Annotated in this window: 16 protein-coding genes; 7 read left to right on the top strand and 9 right to left on the bottom strand. The window is 43.5% G+C overall.

What is annotated here, in order from left to right; all coding sequences use genetic code 11:
- Nucleotides 1–46: 46 nt before the first annotated feature.
- The 4 genes from J4N39_RS19100 to J4N39_RS19085 form a co-directional block, all read right to left on the bottom strand.
- Nucleotides 47–1456, bottom strand: coding sequence for a TRAP transporter large permease (locus J4N39_RS19100; protein ID WP_252023874.1), 1410 nt, complete (start codon nucleotides 1454–1456; stop codon nucleotides 47–49).
- Between the two features lie 9 nt (nucleotides 1457–1465).
- Nucleotides 1466–2080 carry a TRAP transporter small permease subunit gene (locus J4N39_RS19095; protein ID WP_252023872.1) on the bottom strand — a complete coding sequence of 205 codons (615 nt, stop codon included), beginning with the start codon at nucleotides 2078–2080 and terminating at the stop codon, nucleotides 1466–1468.
- An 80-nt stretch (nucleotides 2081–2160) separates the two neighbouring features.
- On the bottom strand, nucleotides 2161–3168 hold the full coding sequence (gene dctP / locus J4N39_RS19090; RefSeq protein WP_252023870.1) for a TRAP transporter substrate-binding protein DctP: 1008 nt from the start codon (nucleotides 3166–3168) through the stop codon (nucleotides 2161–2163).
- Between the two features lie 260 nt (nucleotides 3169–3428).
- Entirely contained in the window at nucleotides 3429–4250 is an 822-nt protein-coding gene (locus J4N39_RS19085) for a crotonase/enoyl-CoA hydratase family protein (RefSeq protein WP_252023868.1), read from the bottom strand.
- Between the two features lie 241 nt (nucleotides 4251–4491).
- On the opposite strand from J4N39_RS19085, the gene J4N39_RS19080 reads away from it, so the two are divergent.
- The 5 genes from J4N39_RS19080 to J4N39_RS19060 all read left to right on the top strand — a co-directional run bounded on the left by J4N39_RS19080 (nucleotide 4492) and on the right by J4N39_RS19060 (nucleotide 7232).
- Nucleotides 4492–4668, top strand: a complete 177-nt coding sequence (locus tag J4N39_RS19080) for a DUF2986 domain-containing protein (RefSeq protein WP_252023866.1) — start codon at nucleotides 4492–4494, stop codon at nucleotides 4666–4668.
- 143 nt (nucleotides 4669–4811) lie between these two features.
- Nucleotides 4812–5336: an SRPBCC domain-containing protein gene (locus J4N39_RS19075; protein WP_252023864.1), complete on the top strand. Its 525-nt coding sequence runs from the start codon at nucleotides 4812–4814 to the stop codon at nucleotides 5334–5336.
- A complete protein-coding gene (locus J4N39_RS19070) occupies nucleotides 5284–5739 on the top strand; it encodes a GNAT family N-acetyltransferase (RefSeq protein ID WP_252023862.1) in 456 nt (151 codons plus the stop codon). Before J4N39_RS19075 ends, J4N39_RS19070 begins: the two co-directional genes overlap by 53 nt.
- A 74-nt stretch (nucleotides 5740–5813) precedes the next feature.
- Nucleotides 5814–6605 carry a PhzF family phenazine biosynthesis protein gene (locus J4N39_RS19065; RefSeq protein ID WP_252023860.1) on the top strand — a complete coding sequence of 264 codons (792 nt, stop codon included), beginning with the start codon at nucleotides 5814–5816 and terminating at the stop codon, nucleotides 6603–6605.
- A gap of 159 nt (nucleotides 6606–6764) precedes the next feature.
- Nucleotides 6765–7232, top strand: a complete 468-nt coding sequence (locus J4N39_RS19060; RefSeq protein ID WP_252023858.1) for a 2TM domain-containing protein — start codon at nucleotides 6765–6767, stop codon at nucleotides 7230–7232.
- A gap of 72 nt (nucleotides 7233–7304) precedes the next feature.
- Here J4N39_RS19060 and J4N39_RS19055 read toward each other — a convergent pair whose 3' ends face one another.
- The 5 genes from J4N39_RS19055 to msrP form a co-directional block, all read right to left on the bottom strand.
- A complete protein-coding gene (locus J4N39_RS19055; protein ID WP_252023856.1) occupies nucleotides 7305–7640 on the bottom strand; it encodes a PilZ domain-containing protein in 336 nt (111 codons plus the stop codon).
- A gap of 115 nt (nucleotides 7641–7755) precedes the next feature.
- Nucleotides 7756–8556 (bottom strand): EAL domain-containing protein, encoded by an 801-nt coding sequence (locus J4N39_RS19050; protein ID WP_252023853.1) that lies wholly within the window; start codon nucleotides 8554–8556, stop codon nucleotides 7756–7758.
- A 618-nt stretch (nucleotides 8557–9174) separates the two neighbouring features.
- Complete coding sequence (locus J4N39_RS19045) at nucleotides 9175–9813, bottom strand: hypothetical protein (protein ID WP_252023851.1); 639 nt, start codon at nucleotides 9811–9813, stop codon at nucleotides 9175–9177.
- A gap of 47 nt (nucleotides 9814–9860) precedes the next feature.
- Entirely contained in the window at nucleotides 9861–10475 is a 615-nt protein-coding gene (gene msrQ, locus J4N39_RS19040; protein ID WP_252023849.1) for a protein-methionine-sulfoxide reductase heme-binding subunit MsrQ, read from the bottom strand.
- A gap of 1 nt (nucleotide 10476) precedes the next feature.
- Complete coding sequence (gene msrP, locus J4N39_RS19035) at nucleotides 10477–11499, bottom strand: protein-methionine-sulfoxide reductase catalytic subunit MsrP (protein WP_252023847.1); 1023 nt, start codon at nucleotides 11497–11499, stop codon at nucleotides 10477–10479.
- Nucleotides 11500–11972: 473 nt separating this feature from the next.
- Between msrP and J4N39_RS19030 the strand changes: the two genes are divergently transcribed.
- Nucleotides 11973–12512, top strand: coding sequence for a cytochrome b (locus J4N39_RS19030; RefSeq protein WP_252023845.1), 540 nt, complete (start codon nucleotides 11973–11975; stop codon nucleotides 12510–12512).
- Nucleotides 12509–13075: a YceI family protein gene (locus J4N39_RS19025; protein ID WP_252023843.1), complete on the top strand. Its 567-nt coding sequence runs from the start codon at nucleotides 12509–12511 to the stop codon at nucleotides 13073–13075. The genes J4N39_RS19030 and J4N39_RS19025 overlap by 4 nt, the downstream gene beginning before the upstream one ends.
- Nucleotides 13076–13106 lie beyond the last annotated feature (31 nt).

Here is a 13106-nt window from a genome sequence, read left to right as displayed (position 1 = left end):
GCAATATCTAGGTGCTTTTAACATGGATTAGGTTATTTGCCTCTCGCTAAGCGTAGCCTATCAAGTTCGGTAACCAAAGAACGATACCTGGGAAGGCAATTAGTACGGCAATAGTGATGACGTCTGCGACAAAAAATGGCATGCAACCACGAAAAACATCCTGAACCGAACACTCTGGTCTCACACCAGCGACGACGAAACAGTTGAGTCCAATCGGAGGGGTGATAAGACATAGCTCTGCCATTTTCACTACGATGATACCGAACCAGATCGCACAGCCCACACCAGATACGCCAAATGCACTATCCACTGCTGCTACATCTGCACCGCCATTAAGTGCAATGATTGCAGGGTAAACCACGGGTAGGGTGAGCAATAGCATGCCAATTGCGTCCATAAACATACCTAATATGGCGTAGGCGCACAAAATGAGTAGTAAGGTCAGCATTGGGCTTTGCTCCAAACTGACTATCCAATCGGAGAATGCACTTGGTAAATCGGCAAAGCCAAGGAAGCGAACGTATATTAATACCCCCCAAATGATGGCAAAAATCATCGCCGAGAGCTTGGCCGTTTCCATGAGGGAGCTTTTTAGCTCTTTCCATCGACTGCCATGGTATAAAGCTACACATAAGATGACAGTTGCACCTAACGCTCCGGCTTCTGTTGGTGTGCCAACACCGCCATAGATACAGACCATGATAATGGCAACAACAAAGAATATCGGTGCTGCAGCAGGCAGAGATTCAAAGCGTTGTTTCCAAGTATATCCTTTTACTGGCGGTCCAAAGTTCTCTTTGGTCATGGCTAGAAATATCACTAGTCCGCCATAGATAAGCGCAGACACAAATCCTGGAATGAACCCTGCCATCAGCAGAGCACCAACGTCTTGCTCAACGATAATTGCGTAAATCACCAAAATTGCAGAAGGTGGAATCAATGAGGCCAAAGTGCCCCCAGCGGCAACCACCCCTGCAGCAAAGCGTTTGTCGTAACCCAGTTTGAGCATTTCAGGCACGGCGATACGGGCAAATACTGCTGAGGTTGCGACCGATGCACCTGAGACTGCCGCAAAGCCAGCCGTGGAAAATACGGTAGCAACACCCATACCACCTGGTAACCATCCGACCCAGCGCTTAGCGGCTTCAAATAGCGATTTAGTGAGTCCGGCGTGGTAAGCCAAATAGCCAATTAAAATGAAAGTTGGGATAAGAGAAAGGGCTAAAGAAGACACTTTTGAGTGTGGAATAGTTCCTGCCATTTTAACCGCAACTTGAAAACCACGCTCAAATCCAAACTTAGCGCTAAAAATCCACAACAGACCTAGAAAGCCAGCCACTGCGGCGGCAAATGCAACTCGAACGCCGAGTATAACGAACAGTAGCATTGCTCCTGATACCCAAAGGCCAATTTCTATTTGATCCATATTGGCCATGGTTTCGGTTAATTCAGACAAGAGTCCCTCCTACTTGTCATTGCCACTGACAGATTCCGCTTCCTTGGCGGCAACTTCTGCAGCAGATTCGATGAGTGGTACGGCGACAGGTGTATCCGTTCCTTGTTTAAATGCACGCAAGAATCCCCAGATCTGCAGTACAAAGCGCAATGCGAGTACGGTTAATGCAAATGGCACTACAAGCTTTGCAGGCCAAGTAGGGAGGTTAATATCAAGAGAAGAATCACCAATTGAGTATGCACGCCAAAAATGGAGATAAGATCCGTAAATCAGTACCAAAGTGACACCCAGCATGACAAACGTGGTTAGCAGTTCAGTAAGCCAAAGCTTACGACGATGTAGCTGACCAACTAGGATGTCCATGCGAATGTGTCCACCCATACGTTGGGTGTAAGCGATACCAAAAAACGCAATAAATGCCATGGCTTGTTCAACCCAATCAACATAGCCACTGATGGGCGCAGAAAATAGCCAACGACCTAGCACATTAATGGTGGCAAGAAATACCAGCATAAAAATAACCAGTCCACCTGCTAGGTTAAGCACAGACTCAAGTTTGAAGAACCATCGGTCAATACGACTGAGCTTCGAATCGTCTTCCAAGACGGAAGCTGCTGCTGACATATGAGCTCCTATATTTTTGATTAGCTTGAATGCTTCAGCCCCAAGGAAGTTGGGGCTGGAAGATGAGTAGTTATAGGAAATTACTTCTCAGCGAATAAGCCCGCTGTGTAATCAAATAGAGTTTGAGCGTCAAACTTGCCTTTGTATTTCGCAATCCACTCTTGGCGTACGGACTCAGACAGTTTGTTGAGCTCTTCAGTTTGCTCTGGCGTGAAGGTCACCATATTCAGACCTTGTTCCTTAACCGCCATTTCGTATTTGCCTGTAGTGTTTTGATCGTAGTTTTCTACATAATAGGCAAGCGCCTCATCAACAGAGCCTAGCAGTGCATCTCTATGGGCAGGTTTCAGCATTTCAAGAGCTTCAGTGTTTACCACTACAGGACAGTTTGCTGAACCAAGGTTGAGGTTGGTTGTCGCCCAGTTACCAACCTTGTATGAGTTAGTTGCTAGATGAGCATGAGGTGCGAAAGAGGCCGCATCAATGACACCAGAATCCATCGATTGGCGAACTTCAGCGAAAGGAACGCCGGTTTTCACTGCGCCTAGTTTTCCAAGGACACCCATGATGCCACCAGGCCCACGAACACGTAGCCCTTCAAAGTCATCAAGAGATTTTAATACATCACCTTTACTCACGATGTTGTACTGAGGAAGCGGGGTAGGCATCAGCAGAGTTGCGTTCCAACGAGCAAGATCTTTCACTACGATAGGGTGCTTGAATACTTGTGAGTAGATTTCAGATACGCGTGCTAGTGACACATCTTTTGAAAATGGCAGTTCTGTCACCGTGATTGTTGGGTTCTTATCGGAATGATAGAACGAACAAAACTGAGCCATCTCAAATGCACCAAATGAAATACCATCAAGGTTTTCACGTGCTTTTGATAGTCCACCGTAAGAGATGTTGAGCTTAAACTCACCATTGGTCTTTGCTTCGACAAGCTCAGCCAACTTTTCTACGTTTTCAGTAAATGCACGACGTTTTCCCCACAGAGATACGTTCCATTCTGTTGCAGCGTGAACTTCTGATGCAACAAAGCCAGAAAGGATGAGAGTGGTGAGTAGAGCGGTTCCTTTGAGTTTCATATTACGTTCCTTTTATTGAGCTCACATACCCTTTGATCGTGGTTTGTGTTATTTGAATGATTTGTGAGCTGCTTAATTTATAGAGGAAACTGATCTATTTTGCTGATTTATCAGGTGAAGTTGTTGCAAATATGTGAACTTGGTGGAGTGTTGAGAGAGAGTCTTAAAAGAAATAGAGCCGCTGTATTAGATGTGATACAGCGGTCATAGGAGAGCGGAGAGATTATCCTCATGTGCCCAAAGCGATGATCGCTGCTAGGCTATTGGAATTTTCTTGGCATATAAGCTTTTTTCGGCTCATCTAATTGCGTTTGTTTCTCGCGTTTGGCTGCGATGATTCGATTCTTACCAATCATGACTTTGATTTGATACCAAGTTTCAAGCCACAACGCCCAGCCCGGGCTCGACCACCAAGTTTTGTTGTAGAGTTTTTTGGTCGCTGCAACCGCATCTGGTGAACGATCAGCACACTCTAGTGCGAGCCGATAAGCTTCATCAAATGGCTGTTCAGAAATTCTTGTCACTAACCCGTATTCTTTAGCGGTATCGGCATCAATAATTTTTGCTGTCATCGCCATTTCTAAAGTGTTGTCTTGACGCATCAACTCACGGAAGGCTAAAGCGCCGCCCATATCAGGGATGAGACCCCATTTCCCTTCCATGATCGAAAAGTTAGTTTCTGGATGAGCAAAGCGGAAGTCACCACCACTGGCTAACTGTAAGCCGCCACCCCAGCAGCGCCCATGCAAAGCAAAAATCACAGGACATGGAATAGTACGCCAGCCGACAGAAAAAAACTGAGCATCATTGGCAAAGGTAGGCCACCACTTGAACAGCAACTTAGCTGCCCCTTTTTTATCATTCATCAGGGATTTAACATCAAGACCTGAACAGAAATTGTCACCATTGGCCTTGACTATAACCGCTCTGATGGAGCGATCTGACTTTAGTTTCTTGATGGTTGTTTTGACCGCATCAAACATACCCATATCAATAGCGTTCATTTTCTCTGGGCGGTTCAAAGATACGATGGCGATACTGTTTTTGTCGATAGTACAAGTGACACGGGGTTGCTGAGACATTGGTTAGCTCCTAATGTGGTCGAACCAGTAATGTAATTAAAATGTTAATCTGCGGGTAGTGTGGTGAGTGAAAAATGCGCACTAAGTAGATTAATTTCTATTTTTGGGGTGTTGTAGCCAAAAGGGTTGGTGTTTAGCGATGCGGAGTGAAGGGACTGAAGCTAAAAAATGGGGATTCTCTTGAGCGTAAGCCATAGAAAAGATACCCTGTGCGCCAATCATGAAGAGTGAGTGAATCAACATGAACCGTAAGAAGAAGATCAACGAGATCCTCAAGAAGAAGCAAAAGAAGAAAAACGCAAAGCTTCATAAAAGTAATAAGCCTAAGTACGTTTCTAAAGCTGAGCGTGCAAAGCTAGAAGCTGAGCAGGCAGCTCAAGCAGAAAATGCTTCAGAGTCCGCAGAAGAACAAGGTTAAATGCTCTTGTGCGTAAGCGCTCATTAAACGCCTGCCTTTAGGGGCAGGCGTTTTTCATTCCAGATATCGCAATCCTGAAAACACTAAATAAAAATTTCTTTGCTATGCTTTTTTAAACTTAAAGCATGGATGAAGAAAAACAGATGGATTTTCGACAAACAATTCGAGTTAAAAGTACGCCTGCCCAAGTATTTAAAGCAGTTACTTTGGATTATCGTTACTGGTGGACCAAGGCGAGTGGCCAAGTTTACTATTTGCGTGACGATGTCACGTTTAGGTTTGATGACACTTATTGGACTTTTGTGGTGGTTAAACTTGAACAAAATCAAGTCGTTGAAATGCTATGTACCGATGCCCATCATGTACACGAAGGGCTAGATAGTAGCATTGACAGAGAGTGGCTGGGCACCAAGTTAAGGTGGGATATTGACGCATGTTCCGATGATGAGCACTGTGAAGTCACGCTGACACATATCGGTCTAAACGATGAGCTCGATTGTTACCACGTCTGCCAAGCTGGCTGGAACTACTATTTGACCGAGAGCCTGAAAAGCTATTTGAGTTCTGGTGCTGGTAATCCATATAACTCATGTTCAACCCATAAAAGTTTTAGCCATGATATTCAAACAAGTCGAGACACTTTCCGTCCCGGACTCGCTCCTTCTTGAGGCCGATCCAGATATCCAGAGCATAAATACCTATCGGGCGGAGTCATTAAGTTTTGTAGCAGTAGACAATGACACTATGATCGGTGTTGTTGTCGCCAAACCTAACGCCGACCATCTTGTGGAAATCCTCAATGTATCAGTGTTGCCCAATTTCCAGAAACAGGGGATTGGAACCAAGTTGTTGCGATTTGCTCTTCAATCTTTGAGTGAACATGGCTTTACCAGAGTAGAGCTAGGAACAGGGAGTTTTGGCTACCAGTTAACTTACTATCAGCGACTTGGCTTTCGAATTGACACCATAGTTAAGGATTATTTTACCGATAACTATCCAGAGCCAATACACGAACACGGTATCCAACATCGTGATATGTTGCGCCTCTACCTAGATCTGACCAAAAAATAGTTAACATTCTCAAATACGTGGCTTACTCGCCTTAGTTTGCACGCTAAGATAGTGTGCAAACTAAGGAAGGACGTATGAAATTAGATATCTACATAGTCGATGCATTTACTGATACCCAATTTAAAGGCAACTCGGCGGCTGTCGTTCCAGTCGAGGAGTGGCTGGCTGAGGAAGTGATGCAAAGCATAGCGATAGAGAATAATCTTTCTGAGACGGCATTCATTAAACCTGTTGCTCCCAATCATTATCAAATACGTTGGTTTTCTCCACTGACAGAAGTAGATTTTTGCGGTCATGCTACACTTGCGACATCATACGTTTTGTTTGAAGTGATAGGACTAAAAGGCACAATTCAATACTCAACTGAGCACGTAGGCGATCTGTTTGTCAAACAGGGTATGGATAGAAAGATTGAAATGAGCTTTCCCGTTAGGCCGCCTTTACCGGTTTCACATGTACCTCAAGACTTACTTGACGGTTTATCAATTGAGCCGGTTAAGGTTCTAAAAAGCCCTCAAGCCTACTTTGCTGTTTTGCAAAATCACCAGCAGGTTTTAGAGGTTCAATATGACAGTGAAAAGCTCAAATTGCTCGCACCATTTGATGTGGTCGTCACTGCTAAATCTGATGAGTATGATTTTATTTCTCGCTATTTTTGGCCAGCAAATGGGGGAGATGAGGACCCTGTAACGGGCTCAATTCATGCAGGCCTTGCACCTTATTGGAGTGAACAATTAGGTAAGGAAAGCTTAGTGGCTTTCCAAGCTTCGCAACGTGGTGGCAAGCTATATTGTGAAATTGCGGAGGACCGAGTACTGGTATCAGGGCACGCAGTGCTATATTTACAAGGAAGCATAGAAATATAAATGTGACTTAAGCCTAGGATATAACGGGGCTGAATGCTGAAGGATGTCGTTTTAAGTTATTGTTATATAAGCACTGTCATCTTGTCGTCGCCTAAATGACGTATCATGACAATGAGTTTATAGGGTATCGTTAGTTCAAACAGCAGTAAGGGATGCGAAATGATTGTTAGAAAACTAAGGTTGCAGCGTGGTTGGTCTCAAGACCAGTTGTCTCAGATGAGTGGGATCAGCGTAAGGACAATTCAACGAATTGAACGTGGTCAAAAACCAAGCTTAGAGTCGTCCAAATCACTTGCCGCCGTGTTCGAAATTGATGTCACACAATTGCAAATGGAGAGCCCTATGAACGAAGATACAACAATGTCACAAGATGAGAGAGATGCACTGGATCAGGTTCGAGCAATATCGAGTTTCTACTCACATTTAACGACCTATGTTTTGGTCATTGCGGGTCTATTTGCAATTAACTTGCTGACAGATTCAAGCTATATTTGGGCAATATGGCCAGCGCTAGGATGGGGCATTGGTATCGTTAATCACGGTTTGAGTGCCTTTGAAGTGCTGAACTTCTTTGGACCCGAATGGGAAAAGAAACAAGTAGAAAAGCGTCTAGGTCGTAAGCTGTAACCGCTTTATTCGGGGTTGATTGTTCAAAGAGTGTAGATATCAAACTATCTACGCTCTTTTTGTTTGTTTTAATTACTGACGCTTAAAGTACCCAGGATATTTTTTGCGCAGGAATAACTGTTCCTTAGTCATACGTTTGAGATCAGGTCCGATGGTCAGCTTTATCACCAGTTCCTCTACATCGAGGCGGAAGGTCGTTCCTTCAATTTCGATAATCTCGCCATCATGAAAGCGAATCTTTCCGCTGACACCGATATTGGGGCTAGCTGCGTGAATATCATTGAATTTTATCCGCATGCCTCGCTCAGAAATCTCTGTGACCATAAATTTACGGCCCATGATATCGGCAACTGGGCGTTCTTCCTTGGGATATCGCAAGCGATAGTATTTTCTTCTTTGTTCTTCCATGACTTTAAGTGATTGTTTATCAACTCGCTAACTATAGCATTAGCGAGTAAAGGTGAACATGTTCAGGCGAGGTTTGCTGTATTGCGAGTGAGATCTAAGTCAGATTTGCACAAGTTTATGCAATCCTAAGCTGCAACGGCTTGAGTTGTGGTTGGATTGAATGAGGATGAGCAAGGAAGTAACCTTGGTACATGTCGATACCAAGCTTACACATACATTCAAACTGTTCCTGCGTTTCTATACCTTCAACTACCGTTCGAGCACCAACGTCTTTTGCTACTTGCAGTGCAGTTGTCATGGGTTCAAAACAACCCGACATAAACTGGCTTAGGATGCTACGGTCTAGTTTTACAATTTGAGGTGATAATTGCTTAACACGAAACTCAGTTGAAGCTTCAGCACCGTAATCATCGACCGCTAACTCACAACCATAATGATGGATGGTTCGCTTTACCTTATCGAGTACACTGTGATCTTTAACCTCTTGCTCAACCACTTCCATGACAAATTGCTGGCTATTGACGTCTAGTTGTTGGAGGTATTCTGCAGTAGAGTTGGTTTCATCGACGTGGAAAGCGTTCTGGTCTGGGTCTGGAAGCAGATTCAGGAACAGCTTTTTATCGCGGTATTCAGATTGGGAAAAGTTAAGGATATGTAACGTTCGACTGAGGGCTTCAACGGCGGCTTTTAGCCTAGAAGAGTAATCGTTACCTAAAAAGAACAGATCAGGTCTAACATAGCAGTTCCGTTCATCTTTGATTCTGACTAAAGCTTCAACACCGACAACACTATGCTCTGCGTTAAAAATCGGTTGAAAAACACTGCGTAAGCGAAAGCCTGAGTAGTTCGCACGATACTCACCAAACGACGTTTTCGTTATGCAGTTTTTAAAGCGTTCAAAATCCGACAGAGCCATATTAATAAATCAGTTGATATAAAAAATAAGAGTATAAATTGAAGACAGATGATCGATTCTGACTTTAATCAAGATATTGTCAATAGTGCGTTGGTCAAAATTGAGACAAGAGACAAAAATACCATGGTGGTATATCTACTAGTATCATAACAAACGTATAGACATTGACACTTTCCACTGGATGGGTAAATATTCCAGTTTAAACAGTGACTTAAATGTTGGTAGCTCAATTTGGCTCCGTTTATTTCATATTTATGACGTTAGGCTTTACGACAACTTGATATTTAAACAAGACGAACTCCTGATAGCTAGATAAGTTTATCAGTAAGCTGGAACTTTCGAGTTATATACCAATACGACTAATTATGTGATCTTGTATAGCGACGGCCAGATTTTCTTTAGCAAGGCAGAAATCTTATGCCTAGCCGGGACTAGGGATACGATTTCTAACGCAGCTAAAGGAAATATGGACTAGCTAGACTGATCGGATAATTAGTTGGATTGGTATTCTATATACAAAAGCTAATTTGGTGGCGAGATGTATAGTGGGCTAACAGGTCTATGTTTATATTAATCTAAGCCGAGATGCTACCAACCTGTCTTGAGCTTAAAAATTAACTAGTGCTGCCACTCGACAATACTGTATAGCTGAATGTATTTTTTGACTAAACCATCGTCATTGGGTTTTGGGATTGGGTGAGAGTATCTAACATAGCATGGACGGATGTTGAACATGTTGTCTAAATCAGCATGTAGCGATGATTCGCTTGGTTGAAGTATGACACCTTGCTGTTTGTAGATTTCTAGTGCGTCAGGTAGGTGGCCATTCCACCAAGAAAACAGCTCTCGGCTGGATTTGTTTCTTGAGAACCAGTGATCGCCAATAATGACTAGCAAATCGTTTGGTTGAATAGCGAAACCATACTCTTGCTGCCATTGTCTAACGTGGTCGAGAATATTCTTGCGACAACCTCGATTGGCGCTGATCAAGTGATGACTGTGTACCCATACTGTCCCAATATCTGAGCTAACACGAAAATGAAATGGCTGAGCGGGGGTGGGGTGCCAATCAAGGGACTCAAAATAACTTTCATGGCCGTATTCAGTAAATTTGCTCGACATGCGTCTCGCAAATGCTAGGCCTAAGTGATGATCACTCATGCCTCTATTGTGAACGGTCGGGTAAAAGTTTTGGCAAAGCTGGTGACAGTCAGATTTAAAATCCACTAATCCTTGAACAACAATATCCTTTAACAAGAGGGTGCTCCATCGCCATTGTATAGGTTAGGAGCTAATGAAGCGGTTTAAGTGGCTTTTTTATAGGTCGCTAACCAACGCATAAATTTCTGTTTTCGTGTACTAAGTATGGCAAGTGTCACCAATAGATAGATCGCAGGTTCTATAATGCCGGACTTAACAGACCAAAGATAATGTATTGGTGCCAGTAGCGCTGCTAGGTAAACCCAATTATGCAAGGCTTGCCACGTTTTTCCGAGCTTTCGCATCATGGATTGCGTGGAAGTTAACGTTAGCAGTAATAAGATAACCCAGCTAATTGCACCCACGATGAGATATGGTCGTGTAAAAACTTCTTCTATGAGTAAGTCAAATCTAAGGTCAAGGTCTAGGGCTAAATATGCTGTTAAGTGGAGCATTGCCCAAGCAAAACTGTATAGTCCCATCAAACGACGGCACTGAATGAGCCAGCCAGTTTTAAAACGCCTAACGAAAGGTGTCATGACTAAAGTGAGCAGTAGGGTGTTGAGGGCCGCTTTACCAAAGAAATGAACCACTACGTCAACAGGCTCGGCACCGAGACTCTGATTTATTACATTTAACGCTAACCAAGCAAATGCCGTCCATTGCGCTAAGTGAATCAATATTTTAGTGGCTAACACCTTATGTCTTGCGGTTACCATGTTAGTAATTCCTCTTGAGATCTAACCCTTTGTATAGCCCTGCGACCTCTTCTGCGTAGCCATTGAACATCAGTGTATCTTGGCGTCTAGAACCAAACAGTCCTCCCTCACCAATAAACCTTTCAGTTGCTTGACTCCATCTCGGGTGATCAACCGTTGGGTTTACGTTGGCGTAGAAACCATATTCTTGAGGAGCAAGCTTATTCCACGTATTGATTGGTTGGGCACTGGTTAGCTGGATGTTGACTATGGATTTGATGCTCTTAAACCCATATTTCCAAGGTACCATCAGTCGCAATGGTGCGCCATTTTGCGGTGCTAATGTTTGTCCATACAAACCAACAACGATAAGCGTTAATGGGTTCATGGCTTCCTCAATGGTCAGCCCTTCGGTATAAGGGTAATCGATACCTCCACCAATTCTTCTTGAACGTTGGCCTGGCATTTGGTCTGGGTCATAGAGCGTTTGAAATGCAACATATCTCGCATCGTTTTTCGGATCAGCTTTATCTAGCAGTTTGTGTAATGGAAAACCAATCCACGGCACGTTCATCGACCAAGCTTCTACGCAGCGAAATCGATAAATTCGCTCTTCCAATGGAATGCTCGACAAAATATCTTCGTAATCAAGGGTCAGAGGTTTGTGAACCATGCCAGAGACCTTAACTTCCCAAGGGTTGGATTTAAAATTCTGTGCATTCTCTGCGGGCATGTTCTTGGCGGTACCAAACTCATAAAAATTGTTGTACGTCAGAACTTTTTGTTCAGGTGTAAGCTCCAATCCTTGAGTTGAAAAAGGGGAAGCCGTGGCATCAAGTGGACTTCTTTTGGCCAGCGGTGCTGCTTGTTTTTCGTCACCACCAGAAAATAGGTCAAAGATGCTTGCCTGAGAGGATGCAGCGATAGGCGCAGTTGCAGCAAGTAGTCCCAACTGTTTGAGGATTTTTCGACGCTCGTTGTATACCGACTCTGGTGTCGATTGGTTTTCTTTAAGCTGCCAAGATTTAGGTACCTTTATCAGCATTGCCTTGCTCCTAATAAACACTACGTATACTGACAAGACCTTAGATAGGTAAATAAAATTTCAGGGAATAATAATGATATTTTCACTCTACCCAATTCGAGGGCAATAACAGGCAGCTGATGTCAAAAACTACTTAATCGATAAGTTAGATGCTGAATTTGGTCAGTTTAATGTTGAGTCTTGTATGAGTTCACTTTGAAAAACTTTACCTAGTGTCAACTAAGCTAGACATACAGAAGCTTAACGAGTGTTCGAACGAAAAGTTGTCGACGTAGCAAATTATCTGTATCAGATTGAATTAACAAAGCAAAAAGGGAACTAGCATCAACCTTTTGCAAGGAACTTTTATCTAAGAATGAGAATGAATCTGATTTTGTTCTAAAATTTTGAACGACTCTATCGGATAGGTTAGGTGTTGCCCACTCGATTTGTCGTAGATACTAGATTCATCAAGTTTGAAGGATAAGAAACAGATGGCAAAGACGCATACACATTATCACCCAGTATCTAGAGCAATCCATTGGCTCTCAGCGATTGTTGTATTTGGAATGTTTGGTGTTGGTTTGTGGATGGTTGACCTAACTTACTATAGTGAATGGTATAAAACTGCTCCTGACTGGCACCGTTCAGTAGGTATTTTGCTTGCGTTAGTGACAGCATTTCGTTTGGTGTGGAAAAAATTGGTGGGTTCGCCAAGCATCGAAGGCAACAAGTTGGAAAAAGTCGCTGCAACGTCAGTACACCATATTATGTATCTTATTCTCGCAGTTTTGTTTGTCTCGGGTTACCTAATTTCTACCGAAGACGGACGTAGTATCCAAGTATTTAATTGGTTTGAGGTGCCTGGCGCAGGGGCGTTATTTGCCAATCAAGCAGACATTGCAGGTGAGGTTCACTTTTACGCTGCATGGTTGTTGGTAGGGCTCGCAGGTCTACACGCTTTGGCCGCACTCAAACACCACTTTATCGACAAGGATAATACCTTAAATAAAATGACAGGAGCAGGAAGATGAAAAAGTCAGCACTCGTACTAGGATTGGCATCAGTATTAGCCTTGCCTACGGCATTTGCAGCAGATTACATGGTAGACACTCGTGGTGCACACGCATCAATAAACTTTAAGGTGAGTCACTTAGGTTATAGTTTTATCAAAGGTCGCTTTAATACTTTTGATGGCTCGTTCTCTTATGACCCAGCAAATGTGGCAGCGTCTAAAGTAACCGTCAACGTAGATACTACCAGCCTTGACTCAAACCACGCCGAACGTGATAAGCATATTCGCAGCGACGACTTTATTAACGCAGGCAAATATTCTCAAGCAACGTTCACCAGCACTAAAGTCGAAGATAAAGGCAACGGCATGCTAGCTATCCATGGTGATCTTACCTTACATGGTCAGACTAAGCCGATCGTTATTGATGCAAACTTTATCGGTGAAGGCAAAGACCCTTGGGGTGGTTACCGCGCAGGCTTCGAAGGTACCACTCGCTTAGAGCTGGCTGACTTCAATATTCCAGTGATGGGTACGTCAAGCTATGTAGATATGGAACTGCATATCGAAGGTGTCCGCAAATAAGGCACTAGATTGAAGAAAGCCCCGCAACATA

Source organism: Vibrio sp. SCSIO 43136 (assembly GCF_023716565.1).
Classification (GTDB): domain Bacteria; phylum Pseudomonadota; class Gammaproteobacteria; order Enterobacterales; family Vibrionaceae; genus Vibrio.
Note: the sequence above shows the minus strand (reverse complement) of the source record. Positions and strands in the feature narration are given on the sequence as shown.